13 protein-coding genes are annotated in these 16,413 nt (G+C 33.9%); 7 read left to right on the top strand and 6 right to left on the bottom strand.

Annotated features, from left to right (window positions below):
- Positions 1–130: 130 nt before the first annotated feature.
- Entirely contained in the window at positions 131–1,537 is a 1,407-nt protein-coding gene (locus B9T31_RS05190) for an LLM class flavin-dependent oxidoreductase (protein WP_086180896.1), read from the bottom strand.
- A 499-nt stretch (positions 1,538–2,036) separates the two neighbouring features.
- Here B9T31_RS05190 and B9T31_RS05195 point away from each other — a divergent pair, with 499 nt between their 5' ends.
- From B9T31_RS05195 to B9T31_RS05220, 6 genes are all read left to right on the top strand, one after another.
- Positions 2,037–3,287, top strand: a complete 1,251-nt coding sequence (locus tag B9T31_RS05195) for an SfnB family sulfur acquisition oxidoreductase (RefSeq protein ID WP_086180897.1) — start codon at positions 2,037–2,039, stop codon at positions 3,285–3,287.
- Between the two features lie 15 nt (positions 3,288–3,302).
- Complete coding sequence (locus B9T31_RS05200; RefSeq protein ID WP_086181079.1) at positions 3,303–4,559, top strand: acyl-CoA dehydrogenase family protein; 1,257 nt, start codon at positions 3,303–3,305, stop codon at positions 4,557–4,559.
- A gap of 146 nt (positions 4,560–4,705) precedes the next feature.
- A complete protein-coding gene (locus B9T31_RS05205; protein WP_086180898.1) occupies positions 4,706–5,959 on the top strand; it encodes an SfnB family sulfur acquisition oxidoreductase in 1,254 nt (417 codons plus the stop codon).
- Positions 5,960–6,298: 339 nt separating this feature from the next.
- Positions 6,299–7,321 (top strand): methionine ABC transporter ATP-binding protein, encoded by a 1,023-nt coding sequence (locus B9T31_RS05210; RefSeq protein WP_171264698.1) that lies wholly within the window; start codon positions 6,299–6,301, stop codon positions 7,319–7,321.
- Positions 7,322–8,002, top strand: a complete 681-nt coding sequence (locus B9T31_RS05215) for a methionine ABC transporter permease (RefSeq protein ID WP_086180900.1) — start codon at positions 7,322–7,324, stop codon at positions 8,000–8,002.
- Positions 8,003–8,023: 21 nt separating this feature from the next.
- Positions 8,024–8,836: a MetQ/NlpA family ABC transporter substrate-binding protein gene (locus B9T31_RS05220; RefSeq protein WP_086180901.1), complete on the top strand. Its 813-nt coding sequence runs from the start codon at positions 8,024–8,026 to the stop codon at positions 8,834–8,836.
- Between the two features lie 104 nt (positions 8,837–8,940).
- Here B9T31_RS05220 and B9T31_RS05225 read toward each other — a convergent pair whose 3' ends face one another.
- Positions 8,941–10,416, bottom strand: a complete 1,476-nt coding sequence (locus tag B9T31_RS05225) for a phospholipase D family protein (RefSeq protein WP_086180902.1) — start codon at positions 10,414–10,416, stop codon at positions 8,941–8,943.
- Between the two features lie 661 nt (positions 10,417–11,077).
- On the opposite strand from B9T31_RS05225, the gene B9T31_RS05230 reads away from it, so the two are divergent.
- Positions 11,078–12,133, top strand: a complete 1,056-nt coding sequence (locus B9T31_RS05230; protein ID WP_086180903.1) for a 3-deoxy-7-phosphoheptulonate synthase — start codon at positions 11,078–11,080, stop codon at positions 12,131–12,133.
- Positions 12,134–12,197: 64 nt separating this feature from the next.
- On the opposite strand, the gene gcvH is transcribed toward B9T31_RS05230, so the two are convergent.
- The 4 genes from gcvH to B9T31_RS05250 all read right to left on the bottom strand — a co-directional run bounded on the left by gcvH (position 12,198) and on the right by B9T31_RS05250 (position 16,342).
- On the bottom strand, positions 12,198–12,572 hold the full coding sequence (gene gcvH, locus B9T31_RS05235) for a glycine cleavage system protein GcvH (protein WP_086180904.1): 375 nt from the start codon (positions 12,570–12,572) through the stop codon (positions 12,198–12,200).
- 125 nt (positions 12,573–12,697) lie between these two features.
- A complete protein-coding gene (locus tag B9T31_RS05240; protein ID WP_086180905.1) occupies positions 12,698–13,144 on the bottom strand; it encodes a MaoC family dehydratase in 447 nt (148 codons plus the stop codon).
- 28 nt (positions 13,145–13,172) lie between these two features.
- Positions 13,173–14,996, bottom strand: coding sequence for an ABC transporter ATP-binding protein (locus tag B9T31_RS05245; protein WP_086180906.1), 1,824 nt, complete (start codon positions 14,994–14,996; stop codon positions 13,173–13,175).
- Positions 14,997–15,139: 143 nt separating this feature from the next.
- Positions 15,140–16,342 (bottom strand): mechanosensitive ion channel family protein, encoded by a 1,203-nt coding sequence (locus B9T31_RS05250; protein WP_416202521.1) that lies wholly within the window; start codon positions 16,340–16,342, stop codon positions 15,140–15,142.
- Positions 16,343–16,413: the final 71 nt, after the last annotated feature.

A 16,413-nucleotide genomic window follows, 5' to 3' on the forward strand; every position in this document is an offset into this window, starting at 1 on the left:
TTGAAGAATAAAGGATAAATAATTGATGAATTGAGAAAGTTAAAGAAAAAGGAGGAAACAAACTAAAGAGAGGATGATTAATCACTCTCTTTAATCTGGATATTATTTTTTTAAAATGAATGCTTTTATTTTAAGCAGTTTCGGTAATTTGTTGATATTGAGTTTCTTGATGCGGTTTATAACGGAAGCTTGCACCTCGATGATTTTCAGGAAGTAATGGTCCATTTCCAAAGAGTTTTTCACGTAAGGTTCCTTGTGTATATTCCGTTTGATAAACACCACGACGTTGCAACTCTGGAACAACAAACTCCACTACATCTTCAAAAGTTTGATGCGCCAAAATATAAGCTAAATTAAACCCATCAATATCAGTGTCTTCAACCCATTCTTGTAAACGATCTGCAACAGTTGTCGCAGAGCCAACAATGATTGGGCCATTACCTCCAATACTTGTCCAATGTGCAATTTCTTCGATTGTCCAAACTTTATCAGGATCTGCTTCTACATAAGATTGAAGCATAGATTGAATAGCATTTGTTTGAATATACTCAACTTGATCAGAAGGACTAAATTGTGAGAAATCTACACCAGACCAACCTGATGCAAGCGTTAATCCACCATCGTAACTTGCATATTGTTGATACTCTTTAAATTTAGCTTGAGCTTTTTCATCCGTTTCATCTACAACAATAGATAACATCGTATAAATAAGAATAGAGTAAGGATCTTTACCTTCCTTAATTAAGTTTTGACGAATACCTTCTACGAGTTTTTTGACTGCTAATTTTGTTGGTGCTGAAATAAATACACATTCTGCATTTTGACTTGCAAATTTTTGCCCACGTGAAGAGGCACCTGCTTGATAAAGCACAGGAGTACGTTGAGGGGATGGTTCACAAATATGAATACCAGGGACAGAAAAGTATTGCCCGTCATGTTGAATCGGGTGAACTTTTGTATGGTCGGTATAAATGCCTTTTTCTTTATCTCTTAATACGGCATCTTGCTCCCAAGAACCTTCCCAAAGCTTATATAAGACTTCTAAATACTCATCTGCAATATCATAGCGATTATCATGACTGACTTGTGTTTTTAAACCTAAGTTTTTAGAACCACTTTCTAAATATGAAGTTACAATATTCCAGCCAGCGCGTCCTTTGGTTAAGTGGTCCAAAGTACTTATACGGCGTGCGAATGGATAAGGATGTTCAAAAGAGATTGACGTTGTAACACCAAAGCCTAAATGTTTTGTAACGGCTGCCATGGCTGGAACAATTTGGAGAGGGTCATTCACAGGAACTTGAACTGCGCCTGTTAATGCATGTTCTGCTGAACCATGATAAACATCATATATTCCTAATACATCAGCGATGAAGATACCATCAAATTTACCACGTTCTAATATTTTTGCTAAATCAGTCCAATATTCTAAATCTTTATATTCTGTTGAACGATCTAATGGGTGACGCCATAAACCTGGAGATTGATGGGCAATACAATTCATTTCGAATGCATTAAATCTAATTTGTTTGCTCATAAAATTCTTCAATAGTTTTGAAATATTCTTTAATCATCATAAATGAATCATATTGAGACTTTTAATAATAAAAATCTCAATATATAGCAAATTAGTTTTATATGATAAATTTGTATTTACTTATACAAATAAGAGATTAAATTTAATTGGAAAATATTGCTTACTATGATGAGAATTGGTGAAATTTTATGCATAAAATTTGTTTCTTTAACGTATGAAATAGATATCATTATTTGATAAATAAAAAAAAGAAGAAATTTCTGATTAAAATTATTTCTTAAAGATCATATTACAAACATATTTATAAATTTAAAGATGAATATATTTATATTAAAACTTATTTAATTCAATATATTATGGTTTCTTAATTAAAAGAATAGGAATTTTTTTAACCATTTTCTTATATTAAATAATATTAATTAATATTCAAATTTAAATATAATGAAAATAAAAAAATAATGCTAGCTTGATAAATGTTGATTTATAGCGAGTTTTTATAATGACATCAAAAATTGAAATAAAATTAAGAAATGCAGAAAATATTCCACGTGATTTTTATTTAGATCATGTGCCAGCACATATTATTCAGTCAGATCAAGAAGCGATTGATATCGCACAGAACCTTGCACAATCATTTATTAAAGAAGCATCGAAGCGAGATCATGAACGTAGTTTACCTTTATTAGAAGTTGAACAATATTCACAATCAGGATTATGGGGAATTACTGTACCAAAACAATTCGGGGGGCCGGAAGTTAGTTATAAAACTTTAGCGGAAGTGGTTAAAATTATATCAAGTGCAGATCCATCTTTAGGTCAAATTGCACAAAATCACTGGTCACTCGTTGAACATATTCGTTTAGATGCGAGCTTAGAGCAGCAAGCATTCTTTTTTGCACAGGTATTAAAAGGAAAACGCTTTGGTAATGCATTTTCAGAAAAAGACTCTAAAACAGTCGCAGATTTAACAACAAAAATTGAGTTTCAAAAGGATCATGCTGTTATTCATGGACAGAAATTTTTTGCAACGGGTGCATTATTAGCTCATTGGGTACCTGTGATTGCTGTAGATCATGAAGGCAGGCCTTTTGCAGCATTTGTCCCACAACATTCACAAGGGCTGAATATTGTCAATGATTGGAGTGGATTTGGTCAACGAACAACAGTCAGTGGCTCAGTATTCTTAGATCATGTTCAGATTGACTTAAAATATGTTGTTCCTATTTATCATGCATTTGAAAGACCAACGGCAGCAGGTGCAATTTCACAATTTATTCAATCTGCTGTAGATGCGGGTATTGCACGTGGGGCTATTGAAGAAACAATTCATTATGTTCGTCATTATACCCGACCGTGGATTGATTCAGGTTTAGAGAAAGCGACACAAGACCCTTATATTATTGCCAATATTGGTGAACTAAAAATTAAATTACGGGCAGCAGAAGCTGTATTGGATTTAGCTGGTAGTGCAATAGATTTAGCGATTAAAACCCCGTCAGAACATACTGTCTCGGAGGCAAGCTTATTGACAGCTGAATCTAAAGTTCTGACCACTGAAATTGCATTATTGGCAGCAAATAAACTTTTTGAATTAGCAGGTACGCGTTCAACTTTATCTGAATTAAATTTAGATCGTCATTGGCGTAATGCACGAACGCATACTTTACATGATCCGGTTCGTTGGAAATTTAATCTGGTTGGAAATTACTATTTAAACGATGTGCCATTACCACGTCATGCATGGAATTAAGTGGGAGAAAATAAAATGAGCACACAAGATATCGAATATTTGTCAAATACTGAGTATGACAAACTTATAAGTAAATTTAGACCAATTTTTCAGCGAATTGCGGATGGCGCATTAGAGCGTGAAAAGAGTCGTATTTTACCTTATGATCCGATTAAATGGTTAAAAAAGGCTGGTTTTGGTGCAGTTCGTGTTCCGCGAGAATTTGGTGGAGGCGGTGTATCTCAAAAACAATTATTTAAATTGCTCATAGAACTGGCAGCAGCAGATTCTAATGTTGTACAAGCATTAAGAGGACACTTTGCTTTTGTTGAAGATCGTCTTAATGCACACTTGACTGAGTCTCAACAAATATGGTTTGAACGTTTTGTACAGGGCGATATTGTTGGTAATGCATGGACAGAAATTGGAAAGGTAGAAATTGGTGATGTTAAAACACGTATAACAGCAGAAGAACATACGGGTAACTTATTTGTTAATGGCCGAAAATATTACTCAACTGGTACAATATATGCGGATTGGATTGATTTATTTGCTTTAGATGAAACAACAAATCAGCATGTCATTGCAGCTGTTTCAACAGTTTCTAAAGGGGTACAGGTTTTAGATGATTGGAACGGTTTTGGTCAAAAAACTACAGGAAGTGGGACCTTAACGATTCAAAATGTAGAAATTACGCGCGAATTTATTTTTCCATTTGAACAACGATTTAAGTATCAAACAGCATTTTATCAAGTTGTACATTTAGCAACATTGACGGGTATTGCACAAAGTGCAGTAGAAAGATTTACAGAAGAAGTTCGTTCTCGTACACGTATTTACAGTCATGGAAATGCAGAATTAATTCGTGAAGATGCACAAATTTTACAAATTATTGGCAAGGCATCTGCTCAAGCTTTTGCCGCAGAGAGTATTACCTTAACCATTGCAGAAGCATTAGATCAAGCCTATTTTTTACATGTAAAACAAGATTCTTATCAAGAATTACAAGCCAATGATCATGCAGAATTATTGGCATCTCAAGGTCAAGTCGTTATTTCTGAATCAGTATTAAATTTAACCACAGATTTGTTTAATGCCTTGGGTGCGTCAGCAAGTACTAGTGAAAAACAATTAGATCGCTTTTGGCGAAATGCACGGGTAATTTCATCTCATAATCCTGTTATTTATAAACAGAAAGTAATCGGTGATTGGATCGTTAATCAAACACCATTACCGTATGTATGGCAAATAGGCAATAGCCCAGCGGCGAAGCAAGCAGAAATTGCGATCTAAATTTTATCATGTGAAATGTAACCAAATTGATGTGTTGAAGGCTGTTCAATATCAATCCATCCATACTTATTTAAAATTGTAGCGAAGACGTAATGAAAAATAAGTATGGAATATAAAATGTAATGTAGTGAGTAAAAGTGAATAAGATGAATACTAAAGTTCAAGATATTCGAATCGAAAGTAATCAAGATGTCCCTGAATTTGTATTTTTACAAAATGAAAATGCAAGACAAATCAAGAGTGATGAAGAAGCTATTCAAGTTGCTAACACACTGGTTGAGCGTTTTAAAAAGAATGCATCTTATCGTGATCAAAACCGCTTATTGCCATTAGAGGAAATTGTAGAATATTCTCAAAGTGGTTTGTGGGGAATTAATATTCCAAAACAATATGGTGGAGCACAAGTAAAACACCGAACGTTATCTCAAGTCATTCGGACTTTAGCTAGTGCAGATCCTGCTTTAACACAAATTTCCGAAAATCATTTGTCATTTTTAGAACAAGTACGTCTAGATGCAACAGAAGAGCAAAAGAAACTCATTTATCAAGCAGTTTTAAATGGACAACGTTTAGGTAATGCACTTTCTGAGCGCGGAGGTAGAACGGTTACAGATTTGACAACTCGAATTATTAAGAATGAAAAAAACTATATTGTGAGTGGGAAGAAGTTTTATGCAACAGGTGCAATTTTAGCACACTGGGTATATGTCGTTGGTTTAGATGAAAATGGTGAAGAATTAACTGCTTTAATTCCTCATTATGCTGATGGTTTAAGTATTATTAATGATTGGTCTGGTTTTGGGCAGCGGTCGACAGCAAGTGGTACAGTCATTTTAGACCAAATTCCAGTCGATGCTGAATATGTGATTAAGACAGGTGCAGGTGGTTCGAGTATTAACTTGGTTGGTACAATTTCACAGCTCATACATTCTTCGATAGATGCTGGTATTGCACATGCAGCCATTGAAGATACGATAGAATTTGTTCAAAAATATACACGTCCTTGGATAGATGCCGATCAAGAGCGGGCTGTAGATGATCAATTTACCCAAGCAGCGATTGCAGAGCTTAAAATAAAATTACATGCCGCTGAGGCATTATTAGATCGAGCGGGTGATTTTATTGATCGAGCATTAGAGAGTTTAACTGAAGAAAAAGCAAATGCAGCAACTTTGGCGGTTGCCGAAGCAAAAGTATTAAGCGCAGAAATCGCGATTCTTGCCAGTAATAAACTATTTGAGCTTTCGGGTACGCGCTCAGCATTATCTGAACTCAATTTGGATCGACATTGGCGCAATGCACGTATACATACATTACACGACCCAGTACGTTGGAAGTATAAACTTATTGGTGAATATTATTTAACTGGAAAACATTTACCTCGTCATCCTTGGAGTTAATAACTTTACTGAATAATTAAATTAATAGAGTGAGCAATATATTTTACATAACGTAAAATTTTATGCTCACTTTTTTATAATCAAGAATTATAAAAAATAATGATATAATTTTAATAGATTATTTAATACATTTTTTTTATATTTTGATATTTTTTGTACGCTTTGATTTTCAACAAATAGAATTTGTGTAATTTAGTTTTTTATCAATAACTTATTTTAAATTCTAAGCATAATTAATTCTAATTCTTTTTTTTGAATATAAAAATAAATTTTTAATGTTATTTATAATTAGTAAAGTTATATAAATTAATAAGAATTCAAACATTATAGATAATGTACATGATTAATATTGTAAATGCTGATAAGTATTTTAATGTTAAGAATAAACAAGTCTTAGCATTAAATGATATTAGTTTAAATATAGAAGCTTCTAAAATTATTGGCATTATTGGGTATTCAGGTGCAGGCAAGTCAACATTACTTCGCTTAATGAATGGCTTGGAAACAGTTGATAGCGGTAGTGTAGAGGTTTTAGGGCAAAATATTGAAAGTGCTAATTCTTTACAGTTGAAAAATTTAAGAAAACAGATTTCTATGATTTTTCAACACTTTAATTTATTAAAAACAAAAACAGTATTTGAGAATATTGCATTTCCACTTCGTTTAGATGCTGGACTGAATAAAAATGAAATTCGACTAAAAGTTGAAAAATTAGCGCAAGAAGTCGGATTAACGGAGCATTTATATAAATATCCTAAACAGTTATCTGGCGGTCAAAAACAGCGTGTTGGGATTGCTAGAGCGCTTGCGAATTCACCCAAAATTTTATTATGTGATGAAGCCACAAGTGCGCTAGATCCTATTACAACGCATGAAATATTAAGCTTATTATTAAAAATTAACCGTAGTTTAGGAATTACAATTGTATTAATCACACATGAAATTGATGTTATTAGACGAATTTGCGATGACGTTGTGGTTTTAGATAAAGGTACAATTGCGGAGAAAGGTCCTGTAGATCAAGTACTTTTACACCCTAAACATTCTGTTTCACGTTCACTCATTTTAGAGAAAGTAGACCTTGATGAGCTTGATTTACGTGAAAAATCTACTGTTATTCGAGTAACAGCAATTGGTGAATTAGCTAAACGTCCTCCATATGAGCTGATCGCCGTGAATACAGCAACAGATTATCAAATTGTACATGCAAAAATAGAGCGCACTAAAACATCACTTTATAGTCAAACAATTTTCGCTTTACATGGTATGAACATCAGGGGCTTTATTCAGCAATTACAACAAATAGGTGCATATGTTGACGTAATGAGTACACATGAGAAATCTCTTACGGAGGCAGCTTAAATGCATGAATTATTGATAAATTTAGCAGGTTTAGATTTCTTAGAACTTTGGGATGCAACGAAAGCAACATTATTAATGCTCTTTTTATCATTAATATTTATTGTCATTTTAGGATTACCGTTAGGCATTGCAATATATTCTTTTGCAAATAGTAAGATTAAGAAGCAGCCAATCATTTATGAAATATTGTCTTTCTTCATCAATATTATTCGATCTATTCCATTCATTATTTTAATGATTTTATTAATGCCTTTAACAGCGATTATTACAGGAACCACTATTGATGTGGCTGGAGTTATTCCACCAATTACAGTGGCTGGTATTGCATTCTTTGCTCGATTAACAGAAACCGCATTAAATGAAGTCGATAGTGGTGTAATTGAAGCAGCACAGTCAATGGGCGTGGGATATTGGCAAATGGTCAAAGGTGTGCTGTTACCAGAGGCGAGAGCATCGATTGTTGCAGCGGCAACGGTTACGAGTATTGCATTGGTTGATTATACCGCTGTATCTGGAGTAATCGGGGGCGGTGGATTAGGTGATTTAGCAATTCGATATGGCTATCAACGCTATGAAACTGAAATTATGCTCGTGACCGTTATTTTACTAATTGTCATTGTGCAGATTATGCAATTCATTGGAAATAAAGCGGTTATTTATTTCTCAAAAAATTATTCTTAATCGGTTATAAATAGGTAAACTATGAAAACTTTAAAGCAACTTACATTATTCCTGAGTGCAGGAATAATTTCAGCAGCAGCATTTGCAAATCAAACTGTGACGATAGGTGCAAATGCAACTCCGCACGCAGTCATCTTAGAGCATATTAAACCTGAACTGGCCAAGCAGGGAATTGATTTGAAAATAAAAGTATATTCAGATTATGTACAACCTAATGCTCAGTTAGTATCTAAAAATTTAGATGCCAATTACTTTCAATATCGTCCATTTTTAAATGATTTTAATGCGAAAACAAAAGCTAATTTAGTGCCTGTTGTACCTGTACATGTAGAACCATTCTTACTGTATTCTGTGAAAATTAAAGATATTAAGCAACTTAAAGATGGTGCAACTGTCGCGATTCCAAGTGACCCTGTTAATGGTGGTCGAGGTTTATTACTGTTGGCGAAATTAAATTTAATTAAATTAAAGCCAGGATTTAATCAGTTAACAACTCCTACAGACAAGTTACCTACAATACGTGATATTGCAAGTAATCCAAAAAATTTAAAAATTAAAGAATTAGATTCTGCGATGTTGCCACGTGTATTACCTCAAGTTGATATTGCGGCATTGAACAGTAATTACGTATTAGACGCTAAACTTGATATCAGCAAATCTTTATATATTGAAAATGGGCAAGATGGTAAAAATATATGGGCTGAGTATTTAGTCGTACGACCAGGGGATGAGAAAAAACCCGAAATACAAAAAGTAGCTAAAGCGCTGAATAGCGATTCTACTCGTCAGTTTATTAAGCAACGTTTCAAAGGTGAAATTTATACAGCATTTTAATCCTTTTATTTTTATAATGGATTTGCCCGAATTAAAATTCGGGCTTTTTTATAAAAAATTGTAATAATATTCAAAATAAGAATATAAATATAATTTCATTGTCATTACATCATCCATTCAATTGGTAAAAATGAAACGATTTTAATCGATAATCGTTGAAACTTTGTCGTGTTTGGTTCTATGGTATGTGAAATTACTGTGCCATTTTCAAGTGATTCTCTCCATTCCAATTGATTGAGTTCATTCAATTTAACTTCATATGCAATAGTAGATAAGTGGCAATCTAATGATGTTGAAACTTCATTTTGTAGTTCATTTGATTCAAGAATAAGCCCAACTTCTGTATTGAGATGTACAGATCTTGGATCAAAATTAAATGAACCAATAAAAACCTTGCCATCAATATCAAAAAATTTAGCATGTAGTCGTGAGGCATTTTTGCTTTTTGAGGGAATAACATTTCCAGTCATTATTTCATACCAAGTTCGTTTTTTACGTTGAATATAGGGTTTAAATTCGTATAGCTTAACGCCAGTTGCTAATAAATCTTTTCTATATTTTTGATAAAAAGCATGGACGATTGGAACATCATTGGCCAAATAAGAGTTGGTTAGAACTCGAACCGTTACATTTTTTTGAGTTAACTCTTGAAAATAGTTTAACCCTTTTTGAGTGGGTACGAAATATGCGGAAACCAATTCAATGTTCTGTTTGGGTGACCCCATTAATGCGATGATTTGTTCCGATATTAATTCTTGTCCTCGTGCTTGCACACGAATTTTTTTCGGAGAATCGCCAATGAAATGTGCAGTTACCCACTGAGCAGCCGCTGTTTCTAAAGCATGGTGTATATAATGTTCAGCTTCCTTAATTTGCTTTTGTTGTACAGATTGTCTTAATCCACTTAATTCATAATGGTTTTGTAATTGTTGTAAACCAACATGACTGCCTTTTGAAATAAGTTTTGATACATCAACACTTAATTCATCATTCCAAAACAGATCAAAAATTTGATTTGCTTGTTGAATCGCAGTGCCGAAAAATAATATATCTAAATCAGTGAATTGAAAATTTTCACTAGCATCAAAATATTCACGACTGATATTCCGTCCACCTGTTACTGCAATGTTTTGATCACCAATGATTAATTTATTGTGCATTCGATGATTTATTTTTTTAAATCTAAATATATAGTCAAGCAATCTAAACTTTCGAAATTGATATGGATTAAATAACTTAATTTCAAAATGAGGGTGGAGAATTAATTGTTTGAGGGTTGAATCGAGTTGAGTTCCGTTCTGGTCATCAATTAAAAGACGTATTTTTACCCCTCTATTTGCTGCATGTAACAAGTCGGCAAGTAAAAATTGACCAATAGTGTCATTTTTCCAAATATAATATTGTAAATCAATAGAGTACTGTGCTGAGTTAATAATATGCCGTCGTGAAGCAATGCTTAAAAATGCTTCATTTAATGGTAAGTAGGCGGTCAATCCTTGTGCTATCTTTGTATCAAAATCTGCTTTATGAAGCCAATGAGAAATTTGAGATTGTTGATTGTCGGTAAAGGATGATTTCATAGATAAAAAAGACCCTCTTGTTCAATTTAATTTTATAATATTGATTAATATATCTCATTTTATTATGTAAAAGTTTAAATAAAGCTAAACATATTTTGTGACTAGTGATGTGATATTGTGAATTAAATTTTTTATAAAAAAGGATACTTATACTCTCAATGAGGGAATTTTATTATCGTTATGCATTTAAGGCATTGAATTATTATCGCTAAATTGGATTTAAATAAACATATAATGGGGTGCTCATCGTGTTTTATTGGTTCAATACAAAAAATATAAAAATATACTTGTCAAATACAATAATAATGCGTATTTTATCTCTATTACCAGATTTTATTAGATCTCTAAAGATGTTAAAGCAACCTAGCAATTTACACGCATATTATTATTTTTGGCAGTTTAAGTAATTGCCTGAATGCGTTTGGGCAAAAATAGGTTGCCCACCACAGATAAACCTGATCGGCAACCCGGTCAGGTTTTTTTACATTTAGAGCACTATATATTTTATTAAGGACATACAGATGAAAACTTTTAACTTTACATACTTTAGCAATTTTTATTGGTTTAACTTTTATAACGATGTATTACTCGCCCAAGAACCCAATTTGCTCAAATAAAAGATCGGGTTGCTGCACAAATGCAATCCAAAGGAAGAAACAGAATGAATGCTAAAGTGAATACATTAGAAAAGTCGGTCGTATCAGAAACGATTTTAAGTTTGCCCCATCAGTTGAAACATCAAATTCAATTGCCTGCACATTTGGCAACGCAAATACGTCATCAACGTCAAATCATTGAAAATATTCTAGAAGGAAATGATTGTCGCCTAATGATCATTACAGGGCCATGCTCAATTCATGATCCTATTGCAACGTTAGAATATGCAGAAAAATTATTAAAATTACAGCAAAAAATGTCAGATCAAATTTTTTTCGTTATACGTGCATATATTGAAAAACCTCGAACCACAGTTGGATGGAAAGGTTTTTTATATGATCCACATCTAAATGGATCTGCAGACATGCAATCTGGACTTGAACAGTCACGTGCATTGTATTTAAAAATTATAGAAATGGGATTGCCTATTGCAGCTGAAATTTTAAGCCCAATGGCAACGGCTTATTTTGATGATTTATTGGCATGGGGTGCAATTGGTGCAAGAACCAGCGAGTCTCAAATACATCGTGAAATTTCAAGTCATATGCCATATAGCATTGGTTTTAAAAATGGAACCGATGGTTCAATTCAAATTGCTTTAGATGCTATTCAATCTGCATCACGTCCACATCAATTTTTGGGATTGAGTCAATCTGGATTGCCTTGCATGATTCATTCTCAGGGTAATCCAAAAGCACATTTAATTTTACGAGGTTCGAATACGGGTCCGAATTATGCTTTAGCAGAAATTGAGCAGATTAAACAAAAAATGCAAGGGCTTGTACCTGCATTGGTGATTGATTGTAGTCATGGTAATAGTCATAAAAATCCACTCTTACAGCCTGAAGTATTACAGACCATTATTCGTGAACGAGCACAGAGCAATGTTCGTGGTGTGATGTTAGAGAGTCACTTGATCGATGGTAATCAAAAAATTTCTGCGGATATGACCTATGGTCAGTCTGTGACAGATGGATGTCTAGGGTGGGATAAAACGCAGCAATTATTTGTTGATGTTTATGAACAGCTTACTCGACAGGCATTAAAATTGAGTGCTTAATTGTATGATTAAATAAGTAGAATAAAAAAAATCAGCTTTAAAGCTGATTTTTTTATTCAATCATTTATAGACCAGCTTCGTATTCACTATTTGATAGCAATGTCTCGATATCAGCAATATTATGCGGTTTAATTTTGTAGATCCAACCTTTACCATAGGGTTCATCATTGACAAAATCAGGATCATCTTCAAGCGCTGTATTGATTTCGACGACTTCACCAGAGATTGGTGCATGAATATCTGAAGCTGTTTTAACAGATTCAACAACACCTGTTTGTTGACCTGCCGTAATTTGCTGACCGACTTCAGGAGCTTCTACATACACTAAGTCACCTAAAGCATCTTGTGCATGATCCGAAATTCCAGTCACAACAAGATCACCTTCAATACGAACCCATTCATGGGTAGGTGCATATTTTAAGTCAGAAGGATGATTCATGGTATTCACTCCTAAACGTACCAAATTATTTTGTGATGATTTATACAGGCTTTTTCACTAAAAATGAAGTTCTATCATTTAGAAAAATACAAACACTCAATGAAGTTACAGTATTAGCGCTGAACTTAAACCATTCTTTCACGTTTAAATACTACAATATTGGTATTTGAGGTAAAGACAATTTCATCATTTTGGTTAAATGCTTTAGTTGTATATGAAACAATTGCACGATCATTTTTAGAGCGAGATGGAGTAATGGTATCTATGACAGCTTCAATACGAATTTTATCATTCGGACGAGTCGGTCTAGGCCAACGTACATGTGAATCTGACCCAATTAAACCGCCAGCAATTGGAACACATTCTGTCCAAAGTCGCATCACGATGGCACTGGTATGCCATCCACTGGCTGCTAATCCTTGAAAAATAGGATGTTCACGAGCTAAATTTTCATCAAGATGAAAAGGTTGTGGATCGAACTTTTCTGCAAATTGTAAAATTTCTTCTAAACTAACTTCATATTCGCGACTTTGAAAACGATCACCAACATGAAGATCTTCTAAATACAACATATTTTACATCCTTGATTATTCACTTATTTTATTCAATGATAAAGCCACCTGTTTGTCTTTTCCATAGCTGTGCATAAATTCCTTCTAATTTAATGAGTTCATCATGCGTACCTTGTTCAATAATATGACCTTGGTCAAGGACAATTAAGCGATCCATTTGTGCAATGGTTGAAAGCCGATGAGCAATGGCAATCACCGTTTTACCTTGCATTAAATCATCCAGACTAGTTTGAATCGCGGCTTCTACTTCGGAGTCTAGTGCGCTGGTTGCTTCATCTAAAATAAGAATAGGTGCATCTTTTAGAAATACACGGGCAATGGCAATACGTTGTCGTTGACCACCAGACAATTTCACACCGCGTTCGCCGACGTAAGCATCATAGCCTTTTTTACCTCTAAGATCGGTAAGATGAGGAATGAAATCAGTTGCTTGAGCTTTTTCTACGGCTTTGAACATCTCTTCATCACTGGCATCTGGACGTCCATATTTAATATTCTCAGAAACTGTACGATGTAATAACGACGTATCTTGAGTTACCAACGCAATATTTTTTCGTAAACTATCTTGTTTAACGTCTGCAATATTTTGTCCATCAATTTTAATTGCGCCATGTTGAGGATTATAGAAATGCAATAACAGTTGAATCAGTGTAGATTTACCTGCGCCAGAACGGCCGACAATACCAATTTTTTCGCCAGGTGCAATTTTTAAATTGAGGTGGTCAATAATATTTTTATGACCATAAGAAAAAGAAACATCTTGGAATTCAATTTGACCGTGTGGAACGTTTAATTCAGTGGCATTCGGCTTATCTTGAATATTAATTTTATGACCTAACGTCTTCATGCCATCTTGAATTGTTCCGACGTTTTCAAATAATGAAGAGGTTTGCCACATCATAAATTCAGCAATACTGTTTAACTTTAAGATCATTGCAGTTGCTGCAGCAATAATTCCAAGTTCTGCTCTGCCTTCAGTCCATAGCCAAATTGCAGTCCCTAATACACCACCATATAAGACAATACTGAGTAAATTGATGCTAATCTCATAGTACGTGCCTAAACGCATTTGCTGATATACAGTGACCATGAACTCTTTCATAGAGGATTTAGCATACTGACTTTCTCTACCAGCATGTGCAAATAGTTTTACGGTTTGAATATTGGTATACGCATCTGTTACACGACCTGTCATTACTGCTCTAGCATCTGCTTGTTTATGCGAAACTTTACTAAAACGAGGAATAAAATAAAGTGCGGCAGCAATATAAAGAATTAACCATATAAAAAGCGGAATCAGTAATAACGGAGAGATTGCACTGAAGACAATACTAATAGTAATAAAATAAATGACGACATAGGCAATGATATCTCCCAAAATCATACAAAATTCACGTACAGCAAGTGCAGTTTGCATGACTTTTGATGATAAGCGTCCAGCAAAATCATTATGGAAAAAATCTAAACTTTGTTGAAGCATTAAATTATGAAAGCGCCAACGTAAACGCATTGGAAATGTACTAAACAAAAACTGATGTTTAATGACCGACTGCGCATTAGTAAAAAAGATATTGGCTAAAAGTATGCACGCTAAAAGAATGAGATTGCTTTGATGTTGTTGTAAAAAAGTATCGGGTTGGCTTTTACTAATCCAGGTGACTAAGCTACCCACTTGTGTATAGAGTAGTGCTTCGAAGCTTGCTGCACCAGCGGTACAAATAATTAATAAGATTAAATATGGGCGAACACCTTGGGTTGCTTGCCAAACAAAAGGAAAAAATCGTGTTGGAAGTGGCTGGTTTAAATTCTCATTTGGGTAGGGATCTAATAACTTTTCAAGCCATTTCAACATAATTTACCTGATCTTTAAAATAATATAGATTGCTTGATTTATTGTACCATTGGTCAGTGATTAGGTTACGGGGTTTTATCTATAATTTGAAGAAAGAAATATCTATAACGCCTAAAGCATTAAACGTTATAGATAAAATAGATTTATGGTTCCTGATAAATTTTAAGTTCAAATTCCGGTAATATAGAAATTAAATGATCGAAAATATCGGATTGAATATTTTCATAATCTTTCCAAACTGTTGTATTTGCAAAGGCGTAAATTTCTAAAGGTAAACCTTCACTGGTGGGTTGTAATTGACGAACCATACAAGTCGCTTCTTTAGAAATTCCGGGATGTTGCTGTAGATAAAATTCTACATATGCGCGAAAAGTTCCTAAATTAGACAGTCGTCTTTGATTTAACTCGGAATGATTGGAAAGATGCTGATTAAACTTGTCTAACTCTTCCGTTTTTGCATTTAAATATTGATTGAGGAGTAGGAAGTTTTTAAGTTTATCGAGCATTTCATCATCAACAAAATGAACAGAGAATTGATCAATTTGTAGTGAGCGTTTAATCCGTCGTACGCCTGCAACAGACATACCGCGCCAGTTAATAAAAGAGTCTGTGACAATTTTATTGGTTGGAATTGTGGAGTACGTATTATCGAAGTTCTGAATGGTAATAGTATGTAAGGACATATCAATAACATCACCATCGGCATTTAAAGATGGCATTGTAATCCAATCACCAATTCGGATCATGTCATAGGATGAAATTTGAATAGAGGCAACGATTGATAATAAAGTATTTTGGAAAACAAGCATTAAAATAGCCGTCATTGCACCGAAGCTGGCTAACAGTGTAAATACATCGCGTTGTAAGAACGTACCTACAATCATTAATGCGCAGACCAGAAAAATAATCAGCTTAATGAGTTGTAAATACCCCTTAATAGGTTTGCTTTTAGAATTGGGGTTACGTTGATAAGCATTATTAAAAATATTGAGTAATTCAGATATTGCTAAGGCAAAACTCAGAAAAATGCTTGCTTGTGCTATCATTTTGACAGCACTGACAATGTCAGGCGACAAGTAAGGTACAGTTACAATACCATGCATCATAATGATTGCAGGAACAATATTTGCTAGTCGACTAATGAGTTTTTGAGTAAGAAAGACTTTTTTATTGGAGAAGCTGACTTTTGATACTGCTTTGTGTAGACCTCGAACGATAATATGTTTTGCTATAAAATTAGCTAATATTGCTGTAATGATAACAATTGAAAGGGAAGTCAACATATCCAACCAAGGATAATGGTCAATCCAAAGTTTTAATTCATCTAGGCGTTCTAATAGCTTCAAAATATTCCCTCAGATAATATTGATAATGGTCGTTTGTTATATATTAAGTGATTTGTTCGGTAATAAAAAAT

Source organism: Acinetobacter sp. ANC 4558 (genome assembly GCF_002135375.1).
GTDB lineage: Bacteria > Pseudomonadota > Gammaproteobacteria > Pseudomonadales > Moraxellaceae > Acinetobacter.